Annotated in this window: 13 protein-coding genes and 1 other annotated feature; of the genes, 6 read left to right on the forward strand and 7 right to left on the reverse strand. The window is 43.6% G+C overall.

The annotated features are described in order from the left end of the window. Positions 1-149: 149 nt before the first annotated feature. The 4 genes from rplT to nox all read right to left on the reverse strand — a co-directional run bounded on the left by rplT (position 150) and on the right by nox (position 2,962). Positions 150-509: a 50S ribosomal protein L20 gene (gene rplT, locus IGJ26_RS13890; RefSeq protein ID WP_003128653.1), complete on the reverse strand. Its 360-nt coding sequence runs from the start codon at positions 507-509 to the stop codon at positions 150-152. Positions 510-572: 63 nt separating this feature from the next. Continuing rightward, entirely contained in the window at positions 573-773 is a 201-nt protein-coding gene (rpmI, locus tag IGJ26_RS13895) for a 50S ribosomal protein L35 (protein WP_003128650.1), read from the reverse strand. A gap of 60 nt (positions 774-833) precedes the next feature. Continuing rightward, positions 834-1,355, reverse strand: coding sequence for a translation initiation factor IF-3 (gene infC / locus IGJ26_RS13900; RefSeq protein WP_005228103.1), 522 nt, complete (start codon positions 1,353-1,355; stop codon positions 834-836). 47 nt (positions 1,356-1,402) lie between these two features. Further along, positions 1,403-1,526 (reverse strand) — a sequence feature (ribosomal protein L20 leader region). A 101-nt stretch (positions 1,527-1,627) separates the two neighbouring features. Further along, on the reverse strand, positions 1,628-2,962 hold the full coding sequence (nox, locus tag IGJ26_RS13905; protein WP_061053308.1) for a H2O-forming NADH oxidase: 1,335 nt from the start codon (positions 2,960-2,962) through the stop codon (positions 1,628-1,630). A 332-nt stretch (positions 2,963-3,294) separates the two neighbouring features. Here nox and IGJ26_RS13910 point away from each other — a divergent pair, with 332 nt between their 5' ends. Then, positions 3,295-3,930, forward strand: coding sequence for a pentapeptide repeat-containing protein (locus IGJ26_RS13910; RefSeq protein ID WP_074536712.1), 636 nt, complete (start codon positions 3,295-3,297; stop codon positions 3,928-3,930). On the opposite strand, the gene IGJ26_RS13915 is transcribed toward IGJ26_RS13910, so the two are convergent. Then, a complete protein-coding gene (locus IGJ26_RS13915; protein WP_008379505.1) occupies positions 3,927-4,832 on the reverse strand; it encodes a magnesium transporter CorA family protein in 906 nt (301 codons plus the stop codon). The genes IGJ26_RS13910 and IGJ26_RS13915 overlap by 4 nt on opposite strands. Before the next feature lie 90 nt (positions 4,833-4,922). Further along, entirely contained in the window at positions 4,923-5,567 is a 645-nt protein-coding gene (locus tag IGJ26_RS13920) for a deoxynucleoside kinase (RefSeq protein WP_008379503.1), read from the reverse strand. 305 nt (positions 5,568-5,872) lie between these two features. On the opposite strand from IGJ26_RS13920, the gene mvk reads away from it, so the two are divergent. The 5 genes from mvk to IGJ26_RS13945 all read left to right on the forward strand — a co-directional run bounded on the left by mvk (position 5,873) and on the right by IGJ26_RS13945 (position 12,169). Then, the gene (gene mvk, locus IGJ26_RS13925) at positions 5,873-6,805 is read left to right on the forward strand and encodes a mevalonate kinase (protein WP_175445295.1); all 933 of its coding nucleotides are present in this window, start codon (positions 5,873-5,875) and stop codon (positions 6,803-6,805) included. Beyond that, positions 6,798-7,796: a diphosphomevalonate decarboxylase gene (gene mvaD, locus IGJ26_RS13930; RefSeq protein ID WP_034878304.1), complete on the forward strand. Its 999-nt coding sequence runs from the start codon at positions 6,798-6,800 to the stop codon at positions 7,794-7,796. The genes mvk and mvaD overlap by 8 nt, the downstream gene beginning before the upstream one ends. Before the next feature lie 36 nt (positions 7,797-7,832). Further along, on the forward strand, positions 7,833-8,915 hold the full coding sequence (locus tag IGJ26_RS13935; RefSeq protein WP_005233792.1) for a phosphomevalonate kinase: 1,083 nt from the start codon (positions 7,833-7,835) through the stop codon (positions 8,913-8,915). Further along, the gene (gene fni, locus IGJ26_RS13940; RefSeq protein WP_074536710.1) at positions 8,912-9,952 is read left to right on the forward strand and encodes a type 2 isopentenyl-diphosphate Delta-isomerase; all 1,041 of its coding nucleotides are present in this window, start codon (positions 8,912-8,914) and stop codon (positions 9,950-9,952) included. The genes IGJ26_RS13935 and fni overlap by 4 nt, the downstream gene beginning before the upstream one ends. Positions 9,953-10,246: 294 nt before the next feature. Further along, entirely contained in the window at positions 10,247-12,169 is a 1,923-nt protein-coding gene (locus IGJ26_RS13945) for a heavy metal translocating P-type ATPase (protein ID WP_430599696.1), read from the forward strand. An 81-nt stretch (positions 12,170-12,250) separates the two neighbouring features. On the opposite strand, the gene celB is transcribed toward IGJ26_RS13945, so the two are convergent. Then, positions 12,251-13,591, reverse strand: coding sequence for a PTS cellobiose transporter subunit IIC (celB, locus tag IGJ26_RS13950; RefSeq protein ID WP_034872146.1), 1,341 nt, complete (start codon positions 13,589-13,591; stop codon positions 12,251-12,253). Positions 13,592-13,593: the final 2 nt, after the last annotated feature.

The following is a 13,593-nucleotide window of genomic DNA, read 5'->3' on the forward strand; positions in this document are numbered from 1 at the left end:
AATAAAATAACCGCTTTCAAAAGTATAATCTATTTTTCGCTTAATGGAAAGAAACGTATGAAAGATAGTGAGAAACCATTCCTCGGTCATCGAGAAAAACAAAAAAACCCCGCTCAAAGAGCGGGGCTAACGTTGTTGCCAACGATTGATTATTTGTTTAAAGCGTCTTTTGCTTGGTCAGCTAATGCAGTAAATGCTGTTGCATCGTTTACAGCCAAGTCAGCTAACATTTTGCGGTTGATGTCGATTTCAGCTAATTTCAAGCCGTGCATCAATTTTGAGTAGCTTAAGCCATTCATACGAGCCGCTGCGTTGATACGAGCGATCCACAATTTGCGGAAGTCGCGTTTCTTTTGACGACGATCGCGGTATGCGTAGTTGTATGAATTCATTACTTGTTCTTTTGCTGTTTTAAATAGAGTGTGTTTAGAACCGTAGTAACCTTTTGCTAATTTAAGCACTTTTTTACGACGTTTACGAGTTACTGTTCCACCTTTAACACGTGCCATGTATAATTCCTCCTAATATGAAAATCGATAATTGTTTGTATACGTGAAGCTTGGGTTACGCAATTATTTCATGCGTGCTAGTTGTTGACGGATACGTTTGTAATCGCCAGCTGAAACCATTGAAGCTTTACGCAATTGACGACGTTGTTTTTTTGTTTTGCCGTGGAAACGGTGACTGGTAAAGGCACGGAAGCGTTTCAATCCGCCGCCGCCAGTGCGTTTTACGCGTTTTGCTAATCCGCGGTGTGTTTTTTGTTTTGGCATAACTAATTTCCTCCTCAAAATCTTTCGTTATCTGACTTTAAACTGAAACTCAGTGAGTCATTATTTATCGTTTTTTGGTGCTAATACTAAGAACATACTGCGGCCATCCATTTTTGGCTTTTGCTCAACAGTTGCCAAATCAGCAGTTTCTTCCGCCAAACGATCTAACACTTTCTGACCAATTTCTTTATGGGTAATGGCACGGCCTTTGAAACGGATCGAAGCTTTCACTTTGTCCCCTTTTTCAAGGAATTTACGTGCATTACGCAATTTTGTATTGAAATCATTGACGTCGATCGTTGGACTTAAACGAACCTCTTTAATGTTGATTACTTTTTGTTTCTTACGAGCTTCACGGTCTTTTTTCTGTTGCTCAAAGCGGAATTTCCCGTAATCCATAATTCTTGCTACTGGCGGCTTAGCATTTGGTGCCACCAATACCACATCAAGGTTTGCTCGTTCTGCAATTTGCAATGCTTCAGCTTTACTCTTTACACCAAGTTGTTCGCCGTTTTGATCAATCAAACGCAATTCACGTGCACGAATGCCGTCGTTTACCATCATATCCTTTGCTATGGTCATTCACCTCCGAGTTTTTTGAGAGAAAGAAAAGCTTGTCGATTCGAAATCAGACAATAAAAAAACGAGTTCTTCACGAACCCGCACGTACTCCACACAAATAAATAGTAGGAATCCTATTCTGCCCAGCGATATCTTCACTCAGGCGAGAAGCGGGTGCTTCTGCTTTTATTTCTCAACTTTTATAGTATACTGCTTTTTCCTCTTATTGTCAACAGTTTTCATGATTGTTTCAAAAAAAAAAGCCGGAGCATACGCTCCGACTTTCGTGTTTCTTATTCTGCTTTCAACGCAGCCATCGTGATGTAGTTGTATGGTTGATTGAAGTGAGGCAAGAAGAAGATATCTAATAGCTTCATCTTGTCGATCGTTACGCCTTCTTCGATCGCTAGTGAGAACATGTGGATGCCCATTGCGATTTCAGATGTTCGTGATGCCATTTGTGCACCAACGATGCGGCGTGATTCTTCTTCATAGACGATGCGGATTTTAACCGTCGCATTTTCTTTCATGAAGCCTGGTTTTTGGGTATCTTCGTAATCAGAGTATTTCACTTTCATGCCATTACGTTCGGCAGCTTCGACTGACAAGCCAGTTGAAACCATGTTGTAGCCGAAGATCGAAATCCCGTTTGATCCTTGAACACCTGTTGATTCTAAAGAAGTTCCGCCGATATTATGGGCAGCGACGATCCCTGAACGTACGGCATTCGTTGCTAATGCGATATAAGTGGTTTGTTGCAAAGCATTTGAGTACACAGTTGCACAGTCACCGACTGCGTAAACATCTGCATCGCTTGTCCGTTGATGGCGGTCCACTAAGTACGCGCCGTTAGCAAACAATTCCAAATGATCTTTGCCTAGCTCATTGTTTGGTAAGAAACCGATCGCATTGATCACTAGATCAACTGGGTATTCGCCGTTGTCTGTTACAACTGCTTCTACTTTCTCTGTTCCTTTGTATTCACGTGCTAATTCACCGAAATGCAATTCAATACCATTGTCAGCTAAGTTTTTGTCCATATCTTCTGTGAACCATTTGTCGTAGTAGTTTGGCAATGCCCGTGTCGCTGCATCAAAAAGCAACACATTTTTACCACGGCGTTTTGCTGCTTCAGCAATTTCAACACCGATGTAACCAGCACCGATAACGGCAACGTTTTTCACGTCTTCTGAGGCTAACTCTTTATCAACCGTTTGTCCATCTTGGAATTTTTTCAAGAAATGGATGTTTTTCAAATCACGTCCAGGTACTTTTGGTGAAATTGGCACAGAACCAGTTGCGATGACAACTTTGTCATAAGATTCAACGATCGTTTCACCGTCATTGGTTACAGCATGCACTTCTTTTTTCTCAAAATCGATATGGTCAACCACTGTTTCCATATGAATTTTTGCACCTTTTGCTTCAAAATCTTCACGTTTTGTATAGAACAAGCCTTCGTATGAATCGATTTGACGTCCAACCCATAAAGCAGTCCCACAACCTAGGTAGCTTAAGTTTGTATTACGGTCGATCATTACGACCTCTTGGTCTTTGTAGTTATCTAATAGTGTATTGGCAGCAGCAATCCCCGCGTGGTTTGCACCGATAATAACTGTTTTTGTCATGGAAAATTTCCTCCTTTTGTTTACATTGTCATTATAGCTCGCTTGTGAATTTGAAAACTATCAACTTTTTCGCGATTTTAAAAATTTGTGACAGTTTTTCGTTGATATACGTCACTTTCAGCGGATTAAGTTTCTATATCAAAATTATTTTCGTCTTGCAAGTAAAAAGATTGTGAAAAAATATGTATTCAAAATCAAAGGTTTCCCTTGTTATAAAAGCATTCTGCAAACCGATTGAATAAATTTCACAATACCCCACCGCTTTTTCGTAACTATCGCGGCATCGATTCGCCGTGTTATACTGAGAGAAAAACATACAGGATGGGATCTTGATGAAGAAAAAAATCGTATTGCCACTACCGCCCGTATTGTCGGCATTAGAGCCACAGGATTTTTATTTAGAAGAAGAACTGCTTTTCGAAGGTGGGTTGTTCGAAGGCGGTGATTATAGCTATGATACTTGCAAAAACCTTATCTTGAAGCAATGTCATTTCAAGAAAGTGACGATGCAAAAAACACGCTTGAGTCAATGGGAATGTCAAAATGTCCTCTTTGAGAACTGCGATTTTTCTAATCTGGAATGTTTTGGTGCCAGCTTTCATCGCGTTCACTTTAAACAGTGTAAATTGACTGGTACGAATTTTGCGGAAAGCTATTTCCGTGACTGTACCTTTGAAGATTGCGTGGCAAACTTTGCTTCTTTTAGCAATACCAATTTACGGACGATGCTGTTTCGTCAGTGCCAACTAAACGACAGTGAGTTTTATGAGATGGATTGGAAACACTTGACGCTACAAGAAAACCAGTTGAACAATAGCAACTGGTTTCACACAAAATTAGCAACTTTAGATTTTCGGACCAATCAATTTCAAAAGATCGCGTTGTCCTTTGAACACTTGCGAGGACTAACAGTCGATCAAGAACAAGCCTTGGTCATCGCCGCCGGTCTAGGTTTGGTGATCGACTAACGAATTCTGCGCCATAAAGCAATCAACATCCAGACGGATAACACTAAACTGATCAACAAGGCAATACCCCAACCGAAAATACTATTGGTAAAAGGCAGCGGAACATTCATGCCAAAGAAACTGGTGACGATGGAAGGCACAGTCAATAAGAGGGACCAAACGGTCAAAAACTTCATGGTATCATTCAAGTTATTGTTTAATAGATTATTGTAGGTACCAGACAATTGTTCCAAAATTTGGAATGCCAGTTGGGTCATTTCCACTGCCTGTTTGGCTTCGATCAAGGCATCATCCAGTTGTTCCCGCTCATCATCATCCATCAAACGATAAATGGATAATGCTTTGATTTGCTCCAAGAGGACCGCATTTTGTTTCGTGGCAGACACTAAAAAAACCAGTCCAACTTCCAAATCAGACATTTGCAGTAAGTTTTTATTGGTTGTTTTTTCCCGTAGTCGCTGATTCAAGCGAATCCGCTCACTATTGACTTCTTCGACTAACGGAAAAAACGTGCCAGAAATCAAGAACAAGCTTTGAAACAAAAAATGAATGGGCGTTTGCAGCGGGTTTTGCAGGATCAAGCGCTCCATCATTGGAATCACATAACGGGTATTGTGGGATGCAAAAGTAAAGAGTTGCTTCCTTTTTAAAATAAACGTCATCGGGCTGGTCTCAAAATGATTTTCACGCTTTTCTTGCTGAGGTACATTGAAAACCAGCAGCAATGCTTCCTCTTCGGCATCATATTCGACCCGCGCGCGTTCGTTTTTATCTAAAGAGTACGTAAGCATCTCGTCAGACAAATGATATTGTTTTTGCAGTGCCATCACGCTTTTTGCGTCTTGTTGGTCGACTTGAATCCATTCATAGTTTCCGTCATAAAAGACATGTTTGTTTTCCACAATCCATCCTCCACTCTTGCTTTCTTCTATTATAAAAGAAAACAGCCAGAAGCCCAATCAAAGGACTTTCCTGGCTGTATCGGCTATTACTTATTTACGGGCGTCTTTCAAGGCCTCTTCCACCATCGTTAAAACGGCCTGTGCCGCTTGCGGGTCTTCGACAAAATTGAATTGATCGCCATCGATCTGGATCTTTGGACTCTCATTGTACTCTTCGTACCATTGATCGTAGCGTTTGTTCAACTCTTTGTAGTAGTCGTATAACGAAGGATCAAAGGTCAACTGCTCATATTCCCGCCCACGTTTTTCAATACGCTCGAGCATCGTTTCAAAAGAAACGCGAATATGCACCAAAAGATCTGGATGCTTTTTGTGAGCTGCATACGGCAGCTCTTCTAACATATTGGCTAACAATTCATCATAGACTTTGACCTCGGTATCGGTCGCTCGCCCAAGGTCCGCATTTAAATGGAACAACAGTGAATCCTCATAAATGGAACGGTCCAGGACGTTATTGTCGTCTTTCATGGCTTGCTTGATACTTTCAAATCGTTTATTTAAGAAATAGATTTGCAGTAAAAACGCATATTTATTTGGATCTGCATAAAATAATGGTAACACTTCATTGTCATCGATCGATTCATAAAAGGCTTGACTGCCAAAATGATTGGCGATCAATGCGGTCAAACTTGATTTACCGGCACCAATCGTTCCTGCTAATACGATCACGCTCATATCCCCCAACTCACTCATCACTAAATATTGTATGTTGCATTTGCGATATCAACTATACAACACTATATCTTGTGCCGTCAACTGAAACTTTTGAAGCACAGATCAAGAATTTTTTCAATAAAAGTTTAAAGATTTTTGCTTTTTTTTGAAATCTCATACGGAATGCTTAACGAAAGAGCCTTCTTCTAGTAAAATAGGAAAGGATCTTTAATTAAATTGTGTTTTTGTCAGGAGATAGTTACAATTGACTGACAAACGATAAATGAATCATGTGGGGTAAGCTCCCTAGAGAAATGAGGAAAATAATGTCAATTGGTACTGGCATAGCTACAGGAAAAATCATCTTAATGGGTGAACATTCAGTTGTTTACGGTGAACCAGCAATTGCTTTCCCTTTTGCGGGAGCAAAAGTACAAGTCGAGATTACAGCAAATGAAACAAACACCTTGATTTCAAGTTACTATCACGGTCTGCTTGAAGAAGTCCCCAGCCACTTAAAAAATGTCAAAGACTTGCTGTATCGTCTGCAACAAGACTTCCACACGGGTCCTTTTGCAACCTCCATCGTCAGCACTATCCCTTCTGAACGGGGAATGGGTTCTAGCGCGGCGGTCGCTGTTGCACTGACTCGCGCTTTTTTTGATTGGATCAAAAAAGACTTTACAAAAGAAGAATTGATGACCTATGTCAACTTTTCTGAAAAAATCGCTCACGGCAATCCTAGCGGGATCGATGCTGCAGCAGCTAGCGGGACGGATGCCATTTACTTTATCAAAGGGCATCCCATCACTTCGTTTCCCCTCACGATCGACGGTTATTTGCTCGTCGCTGATACTGGAATCAAAGGGCAAACGAGAGAAGCAGTCAAAAGTGTCGCCCATCTTTTTGAAACCAGCAAGCAGCTGGCTAGTCAAGCGATCCAGCGTTTAGGGATCGAAACCAAAAGAGCCAAAGAGGCCATCATAGCCAATCAATTAGAAGTATTAGGCGAAAGCATGAACAATGCCCATCAGGCACTGCAGCAGTTAGGGGTCAGCAATCAGCAACTGGATCAGTTGGTTTCCTTAGCATTGGCACACGGGGCTTACGGGGCGAAGCTGACCGGCGGGGGCCGGGGCGGCTGTATGATCGCACTAACCAAAACGAAGGAACAGGCTGAGAATATCAGCCGTATTTTATTGTCCGATGGCGCTCGTGCGGCATGGATACAAGGATTAGGAGTTTATGAACATGTATAAGGGAAAGGCTCGCGCCTACACGAATATCGCATTGATCAAGTATTGGGGAAAACAAGATGAAACTTTCATTTTACCGATGAACAATAGTTTGTCCCTGACCCTCGATGCTTTTTACACAGAAACAACGGTGGCTTTTTCACCTGATTTTCCACAGGATTGCTTTACGCTGGATGGTGTGGTGCAAACAGACGTTGCTACCAAAAAAGTTGCGGACTTTTTGGATCTGGTACGAAAAAAAGCGGACTGCCCGTGGTATGCCACGGTGGAAAGTCAAAATTTTGTTCCAACCGCTGCCGGACTTGCCTCTTCTGCCAGTGGATTAGCGGCATTGGCGGGTGCCTGTAGTGAAGCACTGGACTTAAACTTGTCGGAGCAAGAATTATCCCGTTTGGCCCGTCGCGGTTCTGGTTCGGCGTGTCGGAGTATCTACGGCGGCTTTGCTGAATGGCATCAAGGCACCGATGAGACTTCTTTTGCCACGCAAGTGCCGTCGAATGGCTGGGAAGAAGAATTGAGTATGATCTTTATTTTGATCAACGCACAAGCCAAAGAAGTTTCCAGTCGTGAGGGGATGCGCCGAACCGTTGAAACCTCGAGCTTTTATCCGGGTTGGCTTACTGCCACCGCAACTGATCTCGTGAAAATGAAACAAGCGATTGCCGAGAAAGACTTTACTGCTTTAGGTGAAACGACCGAGGCCAACGCCTTGAAAATGCATGGAACGACCTTAGCCGCCGAACCACCTTTTACTTATTGGTCTTCTGAATCTTTACGAGCTATGGAATGTGTCCGAATGCTGCGAAAAAAAGGATTGGCTTGCTATTTCACGATGGATGCTGGTCCCAATGTCAAAGTTTTATGCCAAAAACAAGAAGAACAAACGATTTTACGTGAATTAAGTGCTCACTTTGCCTCAGAACAATTAGTAACTGCTCACGCGGGCAAAGGATTAGCCTTTTTACCGGTGGAAGAATCTTCTGCCATCAACTAAGAAGCCATTAAGAAGCCATCGATTAGGAGTGTCGAAATGATTGAACTATCCGTTCCCGGAAAACTATTTATTGCTGGTGAATACGCCGTTGTCGAACCTGGTCATCCTGCAATCATCGTTGCCGTTGACCAATTTATTACAGTCAATGTGGAAGAGGCCCGTAAAAACGGCAGCATCCAGTCTGCCCAATACAGCGACCTGCCGATTCGCTGGACGCGTCGCAAAGGCGAATTAGTCTTAGACCACCGGGATAATCCTTTCCACTATATTTTGGCAGCCATTCGTCTGACGGAAAAATATGCCCAAGAAAAAGGCATCCCCCTTTCCTTTTACGATTTAAAAGTGACCAGTGAACTGGATAACTCGAATGGTCGCAAATATGGCCTCGGTTCCAGCGGTGCCGTGACTGTTGCCACGGTCAAAGCATTGAATCTGTACTATCAAATGGAAATGGATCGGTTGACCCAATTCAAAATTGCGGCTCTTGCCCATCTCGCTGTTCAAGGCAATGGGTCGTGCGGTGATATTGCGGCCTCTTGTTATGGCGGCTGGATCGCTTTTTCAACCTTCGATCACGACTGGGTCTTAGCCAAACAAAAGGACCATACCTTAACAGAATTGATTGCTTTCGATTGGCCAGGATTATCGATCCGTCCCTTGACGGTTCCGAAATCGCTTCGACTATTGATTGGTTGGACAGGCTCTCCTGCCTCTACTTCTGATTTAGTGGATCAAGTCTATCAATCCAAAGAAGAAAAAGAAAACGCCTATGCCGCCTTTTTAGCAGCCAGCAAAGACTGCGTCAATCGATTGATCGACGGCTTCTTAAATGAAGACAGTCGCACGATCAAAAAAATGATCACGGAAAATCGAAAGCTCCTGCGAGAGTTGTCTGCACTAACTGGTGTACCGATTGAAACCCCCGCACTTAAAAAGCTTTGTGATCTAGCAGAAAATTATTGTGGCGCAGCCAAATCTTCTGGTGCCGGCGGTGGCGATTGCGGCATCGTGATCGTTGACCAGAAAACCGGTATTTTACCATTGATGAGTGCGTGGGAAAAAGCCGAGATCACCCCATTGCCGCTGCATGTTTACCATTACCGGGAGGACCTATCATGAATCGAAAAGATGAACATGTTTCCTTAGCAAAAGCGTTTCATAAAGAACACAGCAACGATTTTGATGCAGTTCGCTTGGTCCACCAGTCCTTTCCGCAAATTGACGTGGCTGATGTGGCAATTACGACGACTGTCTTTGACCGCTCATTTTCCAGCCCTTTTTTCATCAATGCCATGACAGGCGGCAGTGAAAAAACCTTAAAAATCAATCAAGAGTTAGCAGAGATCGCGCAAGCCTGTGATTTGATGATGGCAACCGGCTCCGTTTCGGCTGCCTTAAAAGACCCAAGTGTCGCCGATTCTTTCCGCATCGTCCGCAAAGCCAATCCTGACGGCTTCTTATTAGCCAATATTGGTGCGGGCAGTCCCGTTGAAAATGCACAACGGGCCGTAGAACTGTTTGGCGCCGACGCCTTGCAGATCCATCTTAATGCACCACAAGAATTAGTGATGCCCGAAGGCGATCGTCAATTTAGCCAATGGCTGTCCTTATTGGAAAAAACGATTGCTTCCGTTGCCGTTCCGGTTGTCGTCAAAGAAGTCGGCTTTGGGATGTCCCGTGAAACGATTCAGCAGTTACTGGCGATCGGCGTACAAACGATTGATGTTGCTGGCAGCGGCGGCACAAGTTTTACTCAAATCGAAAATGCTCGTCGAAAAAAACGTGAATTGGCGTATTTAGACACCTTTGGTCAATCCACCGTGATTTCCTTGCTGGAAGCAAATGAGATCCAACAGCCCTTTACCCGCATCGCTTCAGGCGGCGTTCGGGATGCTTACGATATCTTCAAAGCACTTTGCCTTGGTGCGGATAGCGTAGGACTATCCGCCACGATCCTCGTGCTGCTTTTGTCAAAAGGCAAAGAAGAAACCATCGCCACCTTACAATCATGGAAGGAACAGCTGCAGCTGCTCTACACAATGGCAGGACAGACAAGCACTAAAGACCTCACCAAGGTTCAGCTGATTTTTTCTGGCGCTGTCAAAGAGTGGTGTGAAGCACGTCAAATTCCCTTAGCAAAGTATAGTTTGCGTTGAGAGATCCAATCGCTGACTACTACATCAAATAAGTAAAAGCAGTACAATTCGTTTTTTATTGTGCTGCTTTTTTTGTGTTCTTTTTTCTATAATAGTGAGTTTCCATTTATCATTTGGATAGTAGCGTTATTTAATCGCTACTTGATAATCACTTTCATTATCAGGTACGTTGTTTTTTTACCATCTTGTTTTCGAATGTGCTATGCTCAAGTTGAGGGAGGAACAATCGATTGTTTCTTGAGAAAAGGATCGGTTTTTTCATTCCTAGACTACATTCAAAAGGAGGCGTTTCTTATGAGTAAATCCGAATCGTCGGCTGTTTTTTCAACGATTGCTTGTTTGCTATTGATGGCAACTGGCTTTCTTATGGCATCTTTTTCCATTCCTTATAGCTTTGTCCCTTATCTGTTAGCGATTCTTGCCGGGGGTTGGAAACAAACCTGGGAAGGCACGCAAGAATTGGTGCACGACAAACGGTTGAACGTCGATCTACTGATGGCGTTAGCCGCCATTGGTGCCTGTATCATTGGGCATTGGTTTGAAGGGGCGATGCTGACCTTTATCTTTTGTTTGAGCGGTGCCCTTGAGGAATATACGACCAACAAAAGTACGCGAGAAATTAGTTCATTAATGGCACTGCAACCAACGACTGCCTTAAAAATGATTGAATCTGGGGAGCTCGTCGAAGTACCAGTCGAAGCCCTTCAGTTAAAAGATACGATTATGGTGGCAAAAGGCAGTGCGATCCCGATCGACGGTATCGTGATCCAAGGAACCAGCAGTGTCGATGAGGCGGCCATCAGTGGCGAATCCATTCCTGTCGAGAAACGTTTAGGCAGTGAAGTCTTTGGGGGAACCATCAACCTTGGGCAGCCATTGTACATTGAAGTTACTCAAACGAGTGAAAACACCCGCTTTGCAAAAATCATTCAATTGGTGGAAGAAGCGCAGCAAATGCCAAGTCAAACGGCGACCCTGATCGAAAAAATCGAACGGATCTATGTGCCGATCGTCCTGATCGCCGTCCCACTAATGATCGTTTTGTGTACGTTTTTCACGAATTGGGGGTTCCAAGAAAGTTTTTATCGTGGCATGGTCTTACTAGTAGTGGCCTCCCCTTGTGCCTTAGTCGCCTCTGCTACTCCTGCGACGTTAGCAGCCATTTCTCACGCTGCTCGTTTGGGCGTTTTATGCAAAGGCGGACAAGCCTTGGATGCCTTTGCCAATGTCAAAGCGATCGCTTTTGACAAAACCGGAACGCTGACTCGAGGCAAACCTGCTGTCACTGATGTTCATCTGTTGTTGGATGAACCGTTTATTCCCCAACTGATTGTTGGGATAGAAAAACAATCAAATCACCCATTGGCTGAAGCGATCTTGGCGTATTTCCACGATGAAAGACCATTGGAATTAGCAGTGGAAGAACAAGCGGGGGTCGGTCTAGCCACCACTTACCAAGCTGCCCATTGGACGATTGGAAAAGAAGTCGATCTAACCTCTGTTGCTGTCAGTGAACAAACCCGCATCCAAGAATTGAAAGCAGCCGGAAAAACCTTGATTTATATCAATCGAGACCGTGTATTAGCAGGGTATTTAGCACTATTGGATCAGCCCCGTCCTGAAGCTCGTGAGAGTCTTGCCTACTTCAATAAGCAAGGAATTCACACGACGATGCTGACGGGTGATCATTTAGGTACTGCTAAAGTGATCGCAGCAGAAATCGGCTTGTCTGACTACGAAAGTGATTGCCTGCCTGATGAGAAAACCACTCGGATCAAAGAAATGAAAGAAACCTACCAAATCAATGCGATGGTCGGTGATGGGATCAATGATGCCCCCGCCTTAGCGACCGCAAGTGTAGGGATCGCTATGGGCGAAGGAACCGACGTCGCAATGGATGTGGCGGACATCGTCTTGATGAAAAATGATTTGCTGCGCTTGGTCGACAGTCACCGTTTGGCTAAGAAATTACAGCGGATCATCAAACAAAACATCGTCTTTTCTATCAGTGTCATCTTGTTGCTGATCGCTTCAAACTTCCTTGAATTTCTCACGCTACCTCTAGGGGTCGTGGGTCATGAAGGAAGCACGATCTTAGTTATCTTAAACGGATTGCGTATGCTTTTGCCATTACACAAAGAAACACCCCAGCAAGCCAAACCAACCCGCAAAGATTGCGATGATTGTGTCTTGTATCAACAGTCTTTGCATACGTGACCACTATTTGCACTAGCAAAAACGCTCATTGTTGGCACTTCACTAGAAGTCCATCAACGGGCGTTTTGCTGTTTTTTCTACTTATGCTTGATTGGCAAGTTGTTCCGTGTAGAGTTTGCCATCGTACATCTTAAAGAATGGATAATAGCAGAGAATGGAAACCCCTAAGTTGATCAAAGCGATCAGGATGGCTCGGAAATCACCGCCGGTTCCTAAAAACGCCCCTATGCCCACCGGTGAAATCCAGGGAATTCCCGTAATGACTTTATCGACAAAGCCAAACGAGCTAGCAAAGTAAGCAATCGTCACGTTGATCAAAGGTGTTACGATAAAGGGGATGATCAAATACGGATTGTAGACGATCGGTGCCCCGAAGATCACTGGTTCATTGATGTTAAAAAGCCCCGGTAAGATCGCTGCTTTTCCTAAGACTTTGAGCTGTTGTGATTTTGCCACAAACAGCATCAATAAAACCAATCCAAGCGTACTTCCTGCGCCGCCCATAAAAATATACATGTTCACAAAATCCCCAGCAAAAATATTATTGGCACCATCGATATTTTCAGTTAGAGCCACCAATAGGATGGGATTGATGAAACTATTTTTAATAACTGCCGTCCCATGAACCCCCACTGCCCATAAGAGGTGGATAAGGAGCATAATCACGATGATTCCTAACCAAGAACCCGTCAACTCCTTCACGAATTCAAATGGTTTGGATAGCAATCCGTGAAGATCCGTGTGGAAAACCGCCAGTACTCCATTGATCGCCACCATCAAAAAGGCAATCAAAATCGCTGGGATCAATGACGCAAATGCTTTGCTGACTCCATCGGGAACTCCTTCAGGCATCTGGATGGTGATCTTTCTTTTTACACAAAAACGATAGACTGACGTAGCAAGTACTGCAGTGATAATCCCGATGAAGATCCCTACTCCACTGAAGCGAGTGATCCAACCGCCTAAAGCGACCCCATTATAAACAATGGCGGTTTCGCTTTCTGACTGCAGCAATTGTGCCGCACCATCTGTGATATCGACTTGGACGATCGTCATTAAAAAGGCAAACAAACTTAATAACGCCCCTACAAAACTGCTCATAGTCAAATGCTCTTCTTTATGATAAATCTCAGTTAAATAATACCCTGTTGCTAAACAATAAAAAACAGCAATCGAGCCAACAGACATGGTAGTTACGACACTATAAAGTGGTGAAAATCGTAAAATCGTTTGTTCAAAAAAGCCAGCCAGTGGTGGAATGATTTGTGGTAAATTATTGATGATTAAAAAAATCGATCCGACGATCGTAAAAGGGACCGTAATGATCCCTGCTTGCATGATTGCGCGAATAAAGCGTAAATTCGCCAACTTATTCAAAGGCGGCATCAAACGCGTTTCTAAAAAGGTAAAAACACTTGTCATCG

This window comes from Enterococcus sp. AZ095a, assembly GCF_050546735.1.
Lineage (GTDB): Bacteria > Bacillota > Bacilli > Lactobacillales > Enterococcaceae > Enterococcus_D > Enterococcus_D entomosocium.

Bases quoted from the DNA above. Each gene is read 5' to 3' on its own strand.
- infC (WP_005228103.1), bottom strand. From the start codon at position 1,355: ATGACCATAGCAAAGGATATGATGGTAAACGACGGCATTCGTGCACGT.
- IGJ26_RS13920 (WP_008379503.1), bottom strand. From the start codon at position 5,567: ATGAGCGTGATCGTATTAGCAGGAACGATTGGTGCCGGTAAATCAAGT.
- IGJ26_RS13945 (WP_430599696.1), top strand. From the start codon at position 10,247: ATGAGTAAATCCGAATCGTCGGCTGTTTTTTCAACGATTGCTTGTTTG.
- mvk (WP_175445295.1), top strand. From the start codon at position 5,873: ATGTCAATTGGTACTGGCATAGCTACAGGAAAAATCATCTTAATGGGT.
- IGJ26_RS13910 (WP_074536712.1), top strand. From the start codon at position 3,295: ATGAAGAAAAAAATCGTATTGCCACTACCGCCCGTATTGTCGGCATTA.
- nox (WP_061053308.1), bottom strand. From the start codon at position 2,962: ATGACAAAAACAGTTATTATCGGTGCAAACCACGCGGGGATTGCTGCT.
- IGJ26_RS13935 (WP_005233792.1), top strand. From the start codon at position 7,833: ATGATTGAACTATCCGTTCCCGGAAAACTATTTATTGCTGGTGAATAC.
- fni (WP_074536710.1), top strand. From the start codon at position 8,912: ATGAATCGAAAAGATGAACATGTTTCCTTAGCAAAAGCGTTTCATAAA.
- mvaD (WP_034878304.1), top strand. From the start codon at position 6,798: ATGTATAAGGGAAAGGCTCGCGCCTACACGAATATCGCATTGATCAAG.
- rplT (WP_003128653.1), bottom strand. From the start codon at position 509: ATGGCACGTGTTAAAGGTGGAACAGTAACTCGTAAACGTCGTAAAAAA.
- rpmI (WP_003128650.1), bottom strand. From the start codon at position 773: ATGCCAAAACAAAAAACACACCGCGGATTAGCAAAACGCGTAAAACGC.
- celB (WP_034872146.1), bottom strand. From the start codon at position 13,591: ATGACAAGTGTTTTTACCTTTTTAGAAACGCGTTTGATGCCGCCTTTG.